A 13,564-nucleotide genomic window follows, 5' to 3' on the forward strand; every position below is an offset into this window, starting at 1 on the left:
CATGGGGGACACTGGTCGGCGAAGCAGTTCCGAGCAGTGTCCCCGACGGGACCGCCAGGATCCGACAGGAGTCCCCGTCATGCCCCTCTTGCCCCCACCCAGCCCGGCCCGGCGACTCGCCCTCTACGCCCTCGTCGTCTGCGTGCTCTCCGTGGCCGCCGCCGTCGTCTCCTTCGTCCAGGGCAGCTGGCTGGGGATCGTCTGGGTGCTGCTGGCGGGCCTGACGTCCAACATGACCTGGTACTACGTCAAGCGCGACCGGGCCGCCGCCGGGCCGGGCAAGTCCGTCACGGGCTGACCTGGCAGATGTCGGGGGTGCCCTGCCAGAAGCGGTACAGCTCCTGGCCGCAGTAGCGCGGGAAGTCGCCCACGCCCAGGTCGCGCAGGAGGGCGTCGACCAGGTCGAAGAACACGTGGTTGACCGACGGCACCCACAGCAGCGCGAACACGAACAGCAGGCCGAACTGCGCGAACGGCTCCACCTGGCGCTTCACCTTGTACGACAGCCAGGGCTCGATGACGCCGTAGCCGTCCAGACCCGGCACCGGCAGGAAGTTCAGGATCGCCGCCGTCACCTGGAGCAGGGCCAGGAACGCCAGCGCGTACTGGAAGTCGGCGGGCACGCCGTCCAGGGCGTGCAGCCAGAAGGGCGCCGTGCACACGGCCGCGAACAGCGCGTTCGTCAGCGGGCCCGCCGCCGAGATCAGGCTGTGCCGCCAGCGGCCCCGGATCCGGCGGCGCTCGATGAACACCGCGCCGCCGGGCAGACCGATCCCGCCCATGATCACGAAGACCACCGGGAGCACGATGCTCAGCAGCGCGTGCGTGTACTTCAGCGGGTTCAGTGTGAGGTAGCCCTTCGCGCCGACCGTGATGTCACCGCTGTGCAGGGCCGTGCGCGCGTGCGCGTACTCGTGCAGGCACAGGGAGACGATCCAGGCCGCCGTCACGAACAGGAACACCGCTATGCCGGGCTGCGCCGCGTATCCCGTCCAGGTGGCCCAGCCGGTCACCGCCGTCACGGCCAGGATCCCGACGAAGACGGGACTGACCCGGCGGTCGCCGCGGCGGGTGGTGGCGGTGGTCATCGGCGGGCTCCTCGTACGGCAGGGGCGGACGGGCGGGGACTGCGACCGTACCGGCCGTGGGCCCCTCCCGGAAACGTCTCGCGCTCGCCGTCCGGTTCCTGGACCCTGGAGGGATGCCACGGATGAGGGTGTTCTACGAGGACCGGCAGACGGAGCGCTGCGGCACGCCGTTCGCGGTGGGCGACGAGGTGGCCTGGTCGCCGGTCGCCTACGACGCCGAAGGCCTCCGGCAGGGCCACGGGTACGGCGCCGGCGCGTGGGTGGAGAACCACGGCGGCCGGGACCAGGAGACCGTCGGCCGGGTCCGGGGCATCGAGCTGGTGCACCAGGAGTACCCGGCCCGCACGGACCAGCGTGCCCTGGCGCGGATCGACCGTGCGCGGGAGGCGGCCGGCGCGGAGTCCCGGGAGGTGATCGTCCTTCCCTCCCCGGACCGCAGGGAACCGGTGCCCGGCGCGCACACCCTGGAGGTCGCGGACGGCACGCCGCCGCAACCCGGTGACCACCGATGACCGCTCCGGCGACAATGGTCCCCGTGCGCTTCTCGCTGCTCGGCACCACCCAGGTACTCCGTCCCGACGGTACGGCCGTCCCGGTCGGCGGGGCGCGGCTGCGTGCCCTGCTGGGCGTGCTCGCGCTCCGGGCCGGGCGGACCGTGCCCGTGGGCGTGCTCGTCGACGAGGTGTGGGGCGCCGACCCGCCCGCAGACGCGGCGGGGGCGCTCCAGGCGCTGGTCGGCCGGCTGCGCCGGACCCTCGGCGCGAACGCCGTCGCCTCCGCCGAGGGCGGCTACCGGCTCACCGCCGCGCCCGACGACGTCGACCTCACCCGCTTCGAGCGGCTGACCGGCGACGGCCTCGCCGCCCTCGCCGACGGCGACGCGGCCAAGGCCGCCGCCGTGCTGGACGACGCGCTCGCCCTCTGGCGCGGCCCCGCGCTCGCCGACCTGCCCGACCACGCGGCCGAGGCGGCCCGCTGGGAGACCCGCCGGCTGGACGCCCTGCGCGCCCGGCACACCGCCGCCCTCGCCCTCGGGCACGCCGAGCGGTCCCTGCCCGAGCTGACCGCGCTGTGCGACGACCATCCGCTGGACGAGCCGCTGCAGGCGCTGCGGCTGCGCGCCCTGCGCGACGTCGGCCGCCCGGCCCAGGCGCTGGCCGCCTACGAGGAGGTACGACGGCAGCTCGCGGACCGGCTCGGCTCCGATCCCGGACCCGAACTGCGCGCCCTGCACGCCGAGTTGCTGACAGAGGGTCCCCGGGAGCCGGAGAGCCGGGCCCTCGGCAACCTGCCCGCCCGGCTCACCTCCTTCGTCGGCCGGGAAGCCGATATCGAGGCCATCGGCGCCGATCTCGGCTCCGCCCGCCTGGTCACCCTGCTCGGGCCCGGCGGCGCCGGGAAGACCCGGCTTTCCCAGGAGGCCGCCGAGGCGGTACGGCACACCGTCCGGGACGGGGTGTGGCTGGCCGAACTGGCGCCCGTGGACGACCCCGACGCCGTACCGCAGGCCGTGCTCACCGCGATCGGCGCCCGTGACACCGTGCTGCACAGCGCCGGCGCCGAGAGCATGCGGGCGGTCTCCGACCGTTACGACGACCCCTCGAACGGATCGTGGAACACTGCGCCCGGCGCCGGATGCTGATCGTGCTGGACAACTGCGAGCATGTGATCGAGGCCGCCGCCCACCTCGCCGAGCGCCTGCTGGCCCGCTGCCCGCGGCTGACCGTGCTGGCCACCAGCCGGGAACCCCTCGGCGTGCCGGGGGAGCTGGTGCGCCCGGTGGAGCCGCTGCCGGAGCCGGTCGCGCTGCGGCTGCTCGCCGACCGGGGCGCGGCGGCCCGGCCCGGATTCCGCATCGAGGACGATCCCGGGGCCTGCGCCGAGATCTGCCGGCGGCTCGACGGACTGCCCCTCGCGATCGAGCTGGCGGCGGCCCGGCTACGGATGCTGACGCCTCGTCAGATAGCCGACCGGCTCGACGACCGCTTCCGGCTGCTCACCTCCGGCAGCCGTACCGTACTGCCCCGCCAGCAGACCCTCCGCGCGGTCGTGGACTGGTCCTGGGAGCTGCTGGACGCCGACGAACGGGACGTCCTCGCCCGGCTGTCGGTCTTCGCCGGCGGCTGCGACCTGGCCGCCGCCGAGTCCGTGTGCGGCCCCGTCGCCCTGGACGCGCTCGGCTCCCTGGTCGACAAGTCCCTGGTGGTCGCCGCCCCTTCGGCCGGCGCGGGCATGCGCTACCGGCTCCTGGAGACCGTCGCCGAGTACGCCGGCGAACGGCTCGACGAGACCGGGCACCGCACCGAGGCCGAGCGCGCCCATCTGACGTACTACCGCGAACTCGCCCGCACCACCGATCCGTTGCTGCGCGGCTGCGAACAGCGCGCCGCGATCGACCGGTTCCAGCTGGAGTACGAGAACCTGCGCACCGCGCTGCGGCACGCCGTCACCGCCGGGGACGAGCAGGAGGGGCTGTGCCTGGTGCTGTCCCTGGTGGTCTTCTGGCAGATGCGGGACCAGCGCATCGAGACCCGCGCCTGGTGCGAGGAGGTCATGGCGCTCGGCCCCGACCCCTTCGCCGCACCCGTACGGCAGGCCCTGCCGCTGTGGCAGCGCTGCACCGACGCCCCGCCCCCGTACACCGGCGAGTTCCTCGCCGAGGCCCGGCGCGGCGTCCACCTCGCCCACCTCGCCTGCATGGACCACGACCTGGAGTCGTGGCAGACGCCCGAGGCGCAGGCCAAGCTGCGCGCCATCGTGGAGACCTACGAGGCCGGGATGCCACAGACCTGCCGGGTGCCCGGCCTGCTGTGGTTCTTCGCCATCATGATGACCGGCGGCGCCGAGCAGATGTGGGCCGTCATCGACGCCTGCGTCCAGACCTGCCGCGACAACCCCGGTTTCGAGTGGGACCTGGCCAACACCCTGCAGCTGCGCGCCAACCTCCTCGCCAACCGCTCGGACTGCGCCGGCGACGCCACCCGGGACGCCGAGGAATCGCTGGAGATCTTCCGGCGCCTCGGGGACACCTGGGGCATCGCCGAGGCGCTGTCCGCCCGTGGCGAGGCCCATGAACGCCAGGGCGCGGGCCACGAGGCCGCCGACGACTACCGGGAGGCCATCGAACACGCCGAACGCCTCGGCGCCCGCGGCCAGATGGCCGTCCTCCGCGCCCGCCTGGGCAGCGTGCTCATGGAGACGGGGGACATGGAGCGCGGTGAGCAACTGCTCCGGGACGTCATCGCGAGCCAGGCCGGCTCCCACAACGAGGCGATGCCCGCCGCCCGGCTCTTCCTCGCCTGCTGGCTGGGCCTGACCGGCCGTACCGCCGAGGCCCGGGAGCAACTGCGGCTGCTGCGCGAGGAGTTCAAGATCGCGCACTTCGTCGTCTTCGACTCCATGATCCTCACCCAGGAGGCCTGGCTGGACGCCCTCGACGGCCGTGCCGAGGACGCCCTGGACCGGACCCGGCGGGCGCTGGAGCTCGCCCAGGACCCGCTGGCCAGGGCCGTCGCCCCGCACCTGGACTCCGTCTGCCTCTATGCCGGGGCGATGGCCCTCGCCCGCCTCGACGGCGGCAGCCGCGCCGCCGACGCCGCCCGCTGCCTGGGCGCCGCCCACGCCCTGCTGCCGACCGGGCACATCCTCTCGGGGGTGGAGCGCCGGTGCTACGACATGGCCGAGGACCGGATCCGGGAAACCCTGGGCGAACCCGCCTACCGGGCCGCGTACGCCGAGGGCGGTGGCCTCTCCCTCGCGGAGGCCACCGCCCTGGTCCACGGCACGGTGTAGGTCAGTTCTTCGTGCGGAACTTGTGGATCGCGACGGGTCCCATGACCGCGGTGATCGCCACCGACCAGGCGACGGTCACCCACAGGTCGTGCGCCACCGGGCCGCCGTTCATCAGACCGCGGGCCGCGTCGGCGAGCGTGGACAGCGGGTTGTAGTCGGTGAAGGCCTGCAGCCAGCCCGGCATCGACTTGGTCGGGGCGAAGATCGAGGAGCCGAACTGCAGCGGGAACAGCACCAGGAAGCCCACTCCCTGCACCGACTGGGCGTTCTTCAGCATCACGCCGAGGGTGAGGAACACCCACATGATGGAGGAGGCGAACAGCGCGGACAGGCCCACGGTCGCGAACAGCCCGGCCCAGTGGTGGATGTGGAACCCGACCAGGACGGCGACGACCATCAGGATGACCGTGGCGAACAGCATCCGCGCCAGCTCGACGGCGATCTTCGCGAACAGCACGGAGCCGCGCCCGATCGGCAGCGACCGGAACCGGTCCATCACCCCGCTGTTGAAGTCCTGGCTGAACCCGGTGCCCACGCCCTGCGACAGCGTCATGCTCATCATGGCCAGCATGCCGGGGATGACGTACTGGACGTACTGGCCCTGGCCGCCGCCCAGCGCCTGCCCGATCGAGCCGCCGAAGACGTACACGAACAGCAGCGTGAAGACGATCGGCATGAACAGCGCGTCGAACATCGACTCCGGGTCCTGGCGGATCCAGAGCAGGTTGCGGCGGATGAGCGCGCCGGTGTGCCGCAGATGCCCGCGCAGCGGGATACGGACGTCGGTGGGGGTGGCGGTGGTGGTGACGGCGCTCATGCGGCGACCTCCTCGCGGGTGTCGGCGGGCGTGATGTCCTGCGGGGCACCGGCACGGTGGCCGGTGAGGGACAGGAACACCTCGTCCAGGCTGGGCAGTTCGGTGGTGATGGAGGAGATCGTGATGCCGCGCGCGGTGACCGCGCCGACCACGGCGGTCAGCTGCTCGTCGCTGAGGATCGGCACCAGCAGCGTCCCGGACTCGGTGTCCACGGTGGTGGCCGCGAGCCCGGTGATGCCCAGCTCGTCCAGCGTGGTGGCGAGCGGGCGCAGCTGCAGCGGGTCGACCGGCCGGATCCGGAGGGTACGGCCGCCGACGCGGGCTTTGAGCTCCTCGATCCCTCCGGTGGCGATGACCTTGCCGCGGTCCACCACGGTCAGTTCGGAGGCGAGTTGCTCGGCCTCCTCCATGTACTGGGTGGTCAGCAGCACGGTCACGCCGTCGCCGACCATCGCCTGCACCTCGTCCCAGACCTCGTTGCGGGTACGGGGGTCGAGCCCGGTGGTCGGCTCGTCGAGGTAGAGCACGGCCGGTCGTCCGATCATGGACGCGGCGAGGTCGAGCCGCCGCCGCATGCCGCCGGAGTACGTGCTGGCCGGCCGCCTGGCCGCCTCCGTGAGCGAGAACCGCTCCAGCAGTTCGTCGGCACGGGCGCGGGCGTCCTTGCGGGACAGGTCCAGCAGCCGGCCGATCATGTACAGGTTCTCCCAGCCGGGCAGCTTCTCGTCCACGGAGGCGTACTGCCCGGTGAGCCCTATGACCCGGCGCAACTGCCGCGGCTGCCGTACGACGTCGTAGCCGGCCACGGTGGCCTGGCCGGCGTCCGGGGTGAGCAGGGTGGACAGGATCCGTACGAGGGTGGTCTTGCCGGCGCCGTTCGGACCGAGCACACCCATCACGGTGCCCTCGCGCACGTCCAGATCGACACCGTCCAGCGCCTTGGTCTCGCCGTAGTGCTTGACCAGTCCCCGTACCGTCACGGCGTGGCTCGCGCCGACGGGGTTCTCATGGATTCGCGTCATGCCGAAGACAGTGCCAGGGCCCACCGACAAACCACCGACACGTCGCCTACACCCACCGACAAATCGCAGCGACACCGCAACCATCAATCGAGCAGCCACGACGGCGAGCAACCACCTCCGCGGGAGCGGCGCCGGTTCAGGCGCAAAAGGCAGCAGCCCCGCCGACGGGGGACGATCAGCGGGGCTGCCGGGGTGGTGCCGCAGTGGCTAGTGGACGGAGTGCTCCTCCAGCGGGAACGTCCCGCCGATCACATCCTCCGCGAACGCCCTGGCCGCGTTGCCCATGACCTCACGCAGGTCGGCGTACTGCTTCACGAACTTCGGCACCCGGCCGGAGGTCAGCCCGAGCATGTCCGTCCAGACCAGGACCTGCGCGTCCGTCTCGGACCCGGCGCCGATCCCGACCGTCGGAATGTGCAGCACCCGCGTCACCTCGGCCGCCAGCTCCGCCGGAACCAGTTCGAGGACGACCGCGAACGCACCCGCGTCCTGGACGGACTTGGCGTCGCGCAGGAGCTGCTGGGCCGCCTCCTCGCCCCGGCCCTGCACGCGGTAGCCCATCGCGTTCACGGACTGCGGGGTCAGCCCGATGTGGGCCATCACCGGGATGCCGGACTCGACCAGCAGCCGGATCTGGTCGTGCGAGCGCTCGCCGCCCTCCAGCTTGACCGCGCCGACCCCGGCCTCCTTCACCAGCCGGGTCGCCGAGCGCAGCGCCTGCACCGGGCCCTCCTGGTAGGAGCCGAAGGGGAGGTCGCCGACGATCAGGGCGCGCTGTGTGCCGCGTACCACGGCCGCCGACAGCATCGTCATCTCGTCGAGGGTGACGGGCACGGTCGTCTCGTACCCGAGGTGACAGTTGCCCGCCGAGTCGCCGACCAGGATCACCGGGATCCCGGACTCGTCGAAGACGGACGCGGTCATCGCGTCGTAGGCGGTGAGCATGGGCCACTTCTCGCCCCGCTCCTTGGCGAGGGCGATGTCGCGGACGGTGATACGGCGCGTGCCCTTCCCCCCGTACAGCGCTTTGCTGCCGTCGGAAGGCTTTGTGCGGGCAGCCGAAAGCTGCGTCATGGCAACGGCTCCTTCAGTCATCTCGAGGCGCCCTGACGGCGTCCCCGGATCGCTTCCATGGTGGCACCTCGTGCCAGTCAGGACCAGGGGGACGCCCTGTGATCCCCGTCTGTGGCCGATCCCCGCGCATGGCCGGAAAGAAGCCGTAAGACCTTGGTAAAGAACTAAGATACGAGACCGTTCCGTATCGAAATGGTCGTACGCTCGAACGCATGACAAGTCCCGTCCCTGCCTCCCGGATACCGGAAGCGGTGCACCGGCGCCGCTGGGCGATCCTCGGCGTGCTGATGCTGAGCCTGCTCATCGTGGTGCTCGACAACTCGATCCTGAACGTCGCCATCAAGACCATCTCGACCCCGGCGCCCGTCGGACTCGGCGCCTCCCAGGGCCAGATCGAGTGGGCGATCAACGCCTACACCCTGGTCTTCGCCGGCCTGCTGTTCACCTCCGGCCTCGTCGGCGACCGCCTGGGCCGCAAGAAGGTGCTGCTCGGCGGCATCGCCCTGTTCGGCATCGGCTCCGCCCTCGCCGCCGAGTCCGGCTCACCGGGCCAGCTGATCGCCTACCGCGCCGTGATGGCCCTCGGTGCCGCCTTCGTCATGCCCGCCACCCTCGCCGTCCTGATGAACGTCTTCGAGCGCGAGGAGCAGCCGAAGGCCATCGGCATCTGGGCGGGCGGTGTGGGCCTCGCCATCGCCATCGGGCCGATCACCGGCGGCGCGCTCCTCGACCACTTCTGGTGGGGCTCGGTCTTCTTCATCAACGTGCCGATCGTGATCCTCGCGCTGATCCTGATGATCTGGCTCGTGCCCGACTCCCGCGACCCCAGGCCGGGCCGCCTCGACCCGATCGGCGTCGTGCTGTCCGTCGTGGGCCTCGTCCTGCTGGTCTACGGCATCATCAAGGGCGGCGAACTGGCCGACTTCACCGACGCCAAGGTGCTGGCGACCATCATCGCCGGTCTCGTCGTCCTGGCCGGCTTCGTCGTCTTCGAGAAGCGCAGCGACCACCCCTCGCTCGACGTCTCCTACTTCAAGAACAAGGTCTTCTCGGCCGCCATGAGCGCCATCGCGCTGGTCTTCTTCGCGCTGATGGGCGTCACGTTCTTCAGCGTGTTCTACACCCAGAGCGTGCGGGGCTACTCGCCGCTGCAGTCCGGTCTGATGCTGCTGCCGCTGGCCGCCGCGCAGATGATCTTCGCGCCGCGCGCCCGGCTGGTCGTCGAGCGGTTCGGCAACCGGGCCACCACCACCGCCGGCCTGGTCCTGATCGCCGCCACCCTGGCCGCGTTCGCCACCTTCGAGGCCGACACCCCGATCTGGCTGCTCGAGGTCGTCTTCTTCCTCATGGGCACCGGCATGGCGCACATCATGACGCCGACCTCGGTCGTCATCATGCAGGCGCTGCCGCGCGAGAAGGCCGGTTCCGCCTCCGCGCTCAGCAACACCTTCCGGCAGGTCGGCGGCGCGCTCGGCATCGCCGTCCTCGGCTCGGTGCTCGCCACGACGTACCGCAACGGCATCGAGGGCAAGCTCGGCATGCTGCCGCCCGCCCTGCGCGGCACGGCCGCCGAGTCCATCGAGGCCACCCTCGGCGTCGCCGGCCGGCTCGGCCCGCGGGGCAAGGCCCTGGTCACGCCCGCCAACGACGCGTTCCTGCACGCCATGCACGTCACCGCCCTGTGCGGGGTGGGCGTCGCGCTGCTCGGCGCCGTGGTGACGGCCCTGTTCCTGCCGGGCAGGACGCCGGCCGACCAAGCGGGCGAGAAAGAAGGGGAGTTGGTAGCAGTCGGCGACTGACGCGACCTGCGCTCCACGGGGGAAGGAGGCGGCTGCGGGACGATTCCCGCAGCACAGTGAGAGGACGGGAAACGAAGTGAGCCTTGCCGAGAGCCGGCCGCGACCGGACGGGCCCGTGCGGGGACGCCCCCGCAGCGAGGCCGTGGAACGGGCCATTGTGGAAGGCGTGATGAAGCTCCTGGAGGAGGGCGTACCGCTCGCCGAACTCTCCATCGAGCGCGTCGCGCGCACGGCCGGGGTCGGCAAGGCCACCATCTACCGCCGCTGGAGCGGGAAGGAGGAGCTGTTCGTCGACGTCGTACGCGCCGCCGAACCCGCCGACCCCGAACTCCCCGGCACCTCCCTGCGCGACGACCTCGTCGTGCTGCTGGAGCACCTGCGTCAACGCGGCCTCGCCAGCCGGTCGTCGGCGCTCCTGCACAGCGTGTACGCGCAGATGAAGTCCAGCCCCAGGATCTGGATGGAGTACCACGCCGCCGTCGTCGCGCCCCGCCGCGCCCTCGCCATGGAGGTGCTGCGCCGGGCGCGCGAGAGAGGCGAAGTGCGGCCGGACGTGGACCTGGACCTGGCCATGGACATGTTCGTCGGCCCCATGCTCGTGCGCACCCTCATGCGCCCCGACGCCGACCTGCCCGAGGACCTGGCGGAACAGATCGTCGACACGGCCCTGGCAGGACTACGGCCCGTCAGCTCGACAGCCTCGTAGCATCAATGTGCGCGTTTCGTCACAGACCCCGTGCGCCCGGGGGTGAACGGAACTCCCCGCCCCGCCTCGTTCGTCCTCGTCTTCCGTACGGCCGTCACGGGACGGCGGGAACGGAGCCGATCATCCCCTAGGGTCGGAAGAGGCACGGGGGAACGACGGTGTGCACAGCAGGTAGTGAGGCAGACGGTATGGCGCAGCAGGCGTACATGACGGAGACGGCGGACGGCGGCTCGGGGCCCGAGCGACCGGGATCCCGGCTTCGGCGCCTGATGCACCGGCTCTTCGCGGGCTGGCGAGGCGATCCACGCATCTGGCGCCGGGGCATCATCCTCGCGGTCCTCGCCCTGCTCCTGGCCCTGGTGATGCTGCTGCACTCGCGCATCTCGAACCAGGTGGGCAATCTCGGCAGTCTCACCGAGACGTTTCTGCCCTGGCTGGGGCTCGCCGTCCCGGTGCTGCTGCTCCTCGGCCTGATCCGGAAGTCGGCGACCGCGCTGATCGCCGTACTCCTCCCGGCGATCGTGTGGCTGAACCTCTTCGGCGGGCTGCTCTACGACAAGACCGGCTCGGGCGGCGACCTGATGGTGGCCACCCACAACGTCAACGCCGAGAACCCCGACCCCGTCGGCACCGCCCGCGACGTGGCCGCCTCCGGTGCCGACATCGTGGCCCTGGAGGAGGTCCCGGCCACGGCCGTGTCCACCTACGAGCAGGCGCTCGCTCCGGCGTACAAGTACCACGGGGTCGAGGGCACGGTCGGCCTGTGGAGCAAGTACCCGATGAGCGATGTGCGGGCCGTCGACATCAAGCTCGGCTGGAAGCGCGCGATGCGGGCCACCGTGACCACCCCCAAGGGCCCGATCGCGGTGTACGTCGCCCACATGCCCTCGGTGCGGGTGAAGATGAAGGCGGGGTTCACCGCCCGGCAGCGCGACAAGAGCGCCGACGCGCTCGGCGAGGCCATCGCCGACGAGCCCCTGAAGCGGGTCGTCCTGCTCGGCGACCTGAACGGCACGATGAACGACCGCTCGCTCAACGCCGTCACCTCCCAGATGCGTTCCACGCAGGGCGCGGCGGGCAGCGGCTTCGGGTTCAGCTGGCCGGCGGCGTTCCCGATGGCGCGGATCGACCAGATCATGGTCCGGGGCGTGGAGCCGGAGAGCTCCTGGACCCTGCCGCGCACCGGCAGCGACCACTTGCCGGTGGCCGCCCGTGTGAAGCTGGACACATCGTCGTAACCGACCGGAATACTGGGCCTGAGACTTTGTTCCGTAGCTGAACATAGAGACTGCACGGAGCCCCTCCCTTTCGAAAGGCACAGGCCCTTCATGCCCCTGGCCCTGCTCGCGCTGGCCGTCGGCGCTTTCGGCATAGGTACGACCGAGTTCGTGATGATGGGGCTGCTCCCCGATGTCGCGGGCGACCTGCACATCTCGATCCCCGCCGCCGGGCACCTGGTCTCGGCGTACGCGCTGGGCGTGGTGATCGGCGCCCCCCTGCTGGCCGCGCTCACGGCCCGCATGTCCCGCCGTACGGTGCTGATCGCCCTGATGGCGATGTTCGTCGCGGGCAACGCGCTGTCCGCCTTCGCCCCCGGCGACGGTTCGTTGCTGGCCGCCCGCTTCCTCAGCGGCCTTCCGCACGGTGCCTTCTTCGGCGTGGGCGCGGTCGTCGCCACGGCGATGGTCCCGCCGGAGCGCAAGGCCCGCTCCGTGTCACTGATGTTCCTCGGCCTGACCGTCGCCAACGTTGCGGGGGTGCCGGTCGCGACGCTGGTCGGCCAGCACCTGGGCTGGCGCGCCACGTTCCTCGGCGTGAGCGTGATCGGTCTGGCGGCGATCGCCTCGCTGGCGCTGCTCATTCCCCACGACCGGGAGCAGGCCGCCTCTTCGGCGGGCGTGCGCGGCGAGCTGGCCGCGCTGAAGTCCCTGCCGGTCTGGCTGGCCCTCGGTACGACGGTGGCGGGCTTCGGCGCGCTGTTCGCGGCCTACAGCTACGTCACCCCGATGCTCACGGACGCGGCGGGCTACGCCGAGACGAACGTGACCCTGCTCCTCGCCCTCTTCGGCGTGGGCGCGACGGCGGGCAACCTGCTGGGCGGCCGCCTGGCCGACCACTCCCTGCGCGGGACGCTCTTCGGCGGACTCGCCTCCCTCGGACTCGTGCTCCTGCTGTTCCCCCTCCTCATGCGCGCGGAGTGGAGCGCGGCGCTGGCGGTGGCCCTGCTGGGCATGGCCGCGTTCATCACCGGCTCCCCGCTCCAGCTGATGGTCATGGAGAAGGCCGCAGCCGCCCCTTCCCTGGCCTCCTCCGCCAACCAGGCGGCCTTCAACCTGGCCAACGCCGGCGGCGCCTGGATCGGCGGCCTGGCGCTGGCGGCGGGCTTCGGCACGACGTCCCCCGCGCTGGCGGGCGCGATGCTGGCGGTGCTGGGGCTGGGCGTGGCGAGCGTGGCGTACGCGGTCGACCGACGCCGGGCGACTCCGTCGGCGGGACGGGTCGTCACGTCCCACGTTCCCGACGAGTCGGGGGCGCTGCACCACTGACCAGGGGGCCTCCGCCCCCTGGACCCCGGCCCACGGCGACTTCACACCTCGCACCACACCGTCTTCCTGTCCGGCCACCGCTCCACGCCCCACCGCTGGGCGAGTGCGTCGAGGAGAGCCATCCCCCGCCCGGACTCCTCCGCCTCCGTCGCGGACAGCACGACGGGCAGGGCGCGGGGGGCGGGGTCGGTCACTTCGATGCGGGTACGGCCGTGATCCGCCGCCGTACCGATGACCCGTACGGTCACCGGTGTGCCCTCGCCGAGGTGATCGATGACGTTCGTCAGCAACTCCGTCGCGCACAGCCGGACGTCGTAGCTGTGCTCGCGGAGCCGGTGCCGCAGTTCCGGCGCGGCCTTCGGCGTGGCGAGCAGGCGGAGTTCGAGCACCGTCCTCACCGGCCCGCCGTCTTCCTGAGCGCGGCGGCCAGCGCCCGTGCCGTGGCCGTGTTGCAGTTCCCGAGCGTGACGAGTCCGGCGGGCGGGACGTACGTGCCCGCGAAGCCCGGCAGGTCCACGCGGAGGGAGGGAAGCGTGATGCCGTGCAGGGTGAGCGCGGCGCGGAGGTCCTCGACGCAGAGGGCCACGTCGAAGGCGGTGGGGGAGCGGTCGGGCATGGGGATCGACAGCCTTCTGTGCGGTGTGTGACGAACACCTCACAGAGTGTCGCCCCGCTGGCTACCGTAAAAGAGGTTTCGCGTTCGCGACCGGGGCAGCGAAA

The 13,564-nt window shown here is 71.8% G+C and carries 12 protein-coding genes and 1 pseudogene; 7 read left to right on the forward strand and 6 right to left on the reverse strand.

Annotated features, from left to right (window positions below):
* Position 1: 1 nt before the first annotated feature.
* Complete coding sequence (locus tag BFF78_RS29885) at positions 2–298, forward strand: hypothetical protein (protein ID WP_418346696.1); 297 nt, start codon at positions 2–4, stop codon at positions 296–298.
* On the opposite strand, the gene BFF78_RS29890 is transcribed toward BFF78_RS29885, so the two are convergent.
* On the reverse strand, positions 288–1,088 hold the full coding sequence (locus tag BFF78_RS29890; RefSeq protein WP_069781247.1) for a site-2 protease family protein: 801 nt from the start codon (positions 1,086–1,088) through the stop codon (positions 288–290). The two genes, BFF78_RS29885 and BFF78_RS29890, sit on opposite strands and share 11 nt — an antisense overlap.
* A gap of 113 nt (positions 1,089–1,201) precedes the next feature.
* Between BFF78_RS29890 and BFF78_RS46410 the strand changes: the two genes are divergently transcribed.
* Positions 1,202–1,600, forward strand: coding sequence for a DUF6578 domain-containing protein (locus BFF78_RS46410; RefSeq protein ID WP_159033083.1), 399 nt, complete (start codon positions 1,202–1,204; stop codon positions 1,598–1,600).
* A 14-nt stretch (positions 1,601–1,614) separates the two neighbouring features.
* A pseudogene (locus BFF78_RS29900) lies at positions 1,615–4,880 on the forward strand (BTAD domain-containing putative transcriptional regulator).
* Between the two features lies 1 nt (position 4,881).
* Here the strand turns inward: BFF78_RS29900 and BFF78_RS29905 are convergent.
* The 3 genes from BFF78_RS29905 to panB form a co-directional block, all read right to left on the reverse strand.
* The gene (locus BFF78_RS29905; RefSeq protein ID WP_069781249.1) at positions 4,882–5,697 is read right to left on the reverse strand and encodes an ABC transporter permease; all 816 of its coding nucleotides are present in this window, start codon (positions 5,695–5,697) and stop codon (positions 4,882–4,884) included.
* Entirely contained in the window at positions 5,694–6,719 is a 1,026-nt protein-coding gene (locus BFF78_RS29910; protein ID WP_069781250.1) for an ATP-binding cassette domain-containing protein, read from the reverse strand. Before BFF78_RS29910 ends, BFF78_RS29905 begins: the two co-directional genes overlap by 4 nt.
* A gap of 207 nt (positions 6,720–6,926) precedes the next feature.
* Complete coding sequence (gene panB / locus BFF78_RS29915) at positions 6,927–7,793, reverse strand: 3-methyl-2-oxobutanoate hydroxymethyltransferase (protein ID WP_069781251.1); 867 nt, start codon at positions 7,791–7,793, stop codon at positions 6,927–6,929.
* 212 nt (positions 7,794–8,005) lie between these two features.
* Between panB and BFF78_RS29920 the strand changes: the two genes are divergently transcribed.
* From BFF78_RS29920 to BFF78_RS29935, 4 genes are all read left to right on the forward strand, one after another.
* Positions 8,006–9,592: an MFS transporter gene (locus BFF78_RS29920; RefSeq protein WP_193433562.1), complete on the forward strand. Its 1,587-nt coding sequence runs from the start codon at positions 8,006–8,008 to the stop codon at positions 9,590–9,592.
* Between the two features lie 76 nt (positions 9,593–9,668).
* Complete coding sequence (locus BFF78_RS29925; RefSeq protein ID WP_193433563.1) at positions 9,669–10,298, forward strand: TetR/AcrR family transcriptional regulator; 630 nt, start codon at positions 9,669–9,671, stop codon at positions 10,296–10,298.
* Between the two features lie 269 nt (positions 10,299–10,567).
* Positions 10,568–11,536 (forward strand): endonuclease/exonuclease/phosphatase family protein, encoded by a 969-nt coding sequence (locus BFF78_RS29930; protein ID WP_069783900.1) that lies wholly within the window; start codon positions 10,568–10,570, stop codon positions 11,534–11,536.
* A gap of 90 nt (positions 11,537–11,626) precedes the next feature.
* Positions 11,627–12,844 carry an MFS transporter gene (locus tag BFF78_RS29935; RefSeq protein ID WP_069781253.1) on the forward strand — a complete coding sequence of 406 codons (1,218 nt, stop codon included), beginning with the start codon at positions 11,627–11,629 and terminating at the stop codon, positions 12,842–12,844.
* Between the two features lie 41 nt (positions 12,845–12,885).
* On the opposite strand, the gene BFF78_RS29940 is transcribed toward BFF78_RS29935, so the two are convergent.
* The gene (locus BFF78_RS29940) at positions 12,886–13,242 is read right to left on the reverse strand and encodes an ATP-binding protein (protein ID WP_069781254.1); all 357 of its coding nucleotides are present in this window, start codon (positions 13,240–13,242) and stop codon (positions 12,886–12,888) included.
* Positions 13,239–13,460 (reverse strand): hypothetical protein, encoded by a 222-nt coding sequence (locus tag BFF78_RS29945; RefSeq protein ID WP_069781255.1) that lies wholly within the window; start codon positions 13,458–13,460, stop codon positions 13,239–13,241. The genes BFF78_RS29940 and BFF78_RS29945 overlap by 4 nt, the downstream gene beginning before the upstream one ends.
* Positions 13,461–13,564: the final 104 nt, after the last annotated feature.

The organism is Streptomyces fodineus, from assembly GCF_001735805.1.
Lineage (GTDB): Bacteria > Actinomycetota > Actinomycetes > Streptomycetales > Streptomycetaceae > Streptomyces > Streptomyces fodineus.

What these genes read in the sequence shown, in the direction of transcription:
- BFF78_RS29885 (WP_418346696.1), top strand. Translation starts at nt 2, where the DNA reads ATGGGGGACACTGGTCGGCGAAGCAGTTCCGAGCAGTGTCCCCGACGG.
- BFF78_RS29890 (WP_069781247.1), bottom strand. Translation starts at nt 1,088, where the DNA reads ATGACCACCGCCACCACCCGCCGCGGCGACCGCCGGGTCAGTCCCGTC.
- BFF78_RS46410 (WP_159033083.1), top strand. Translation starts at nt 1,202, where the DNA reads ATGCCACGGATGAGGGTGTTCTACGAGGACCGGCAGACGGAGCGCTGC.
- BFF78_RS29905 (WP_069781249.1), bottom strand. Translation starts at nt 5,697, where the DNA reads ATGAGCGCCGTCACCACCACCGCCACCCCCACCGACGTCCGTATCCCG.
- BFF78_RS29910 (WP_069781250.1), bottom strand. Translation starts at nt 6,719, where the DNA reads ATGACGCGAATCCATGAGAACCCCGTCGGCGCGAGCCACGCCGTGACG.
- panB (WP_069781251.1), bottom strand. Translation starts at nt 7,793, where the DNA reads ATGACGCAGCTTTCGGCTGCCCGCACAAAGCCTTCCGACGGCAGCAAA.
- BFF78_RS29920 (WP_193433562.1), top strand. Translation starts at nt 8,006, where the DNA reads ATGACAAGTCCCGTCCCTGCCTCCCGGATACCGGAAGCGGTGCACCGG.
- BFF78_RS29930 (WP_069783900.1), top strand. Translation starts at nt 10,568, where the DNA reads ATGCACCGGCTCTTCGCGGGCTGGCGAGGCGATCCACGCATCTGGCGC.
- BFF78_RS29935 (WP_069781253.1), top strand. Translation starts at nt 11,627, where the DNA reads ATGCCCCTGGCCCTGCTCGCGCTGGCCGTCGGCGCTTTCGGCATAGGT.
- BFF78_RS29945 (WP_069781255.1), bottom strand. Translation starts at nt 13,460, where the DNA reads ATGCCCGACCGCTCCCCCACCGCCTTCGACGTGGCCCTCTGCGTCGAG.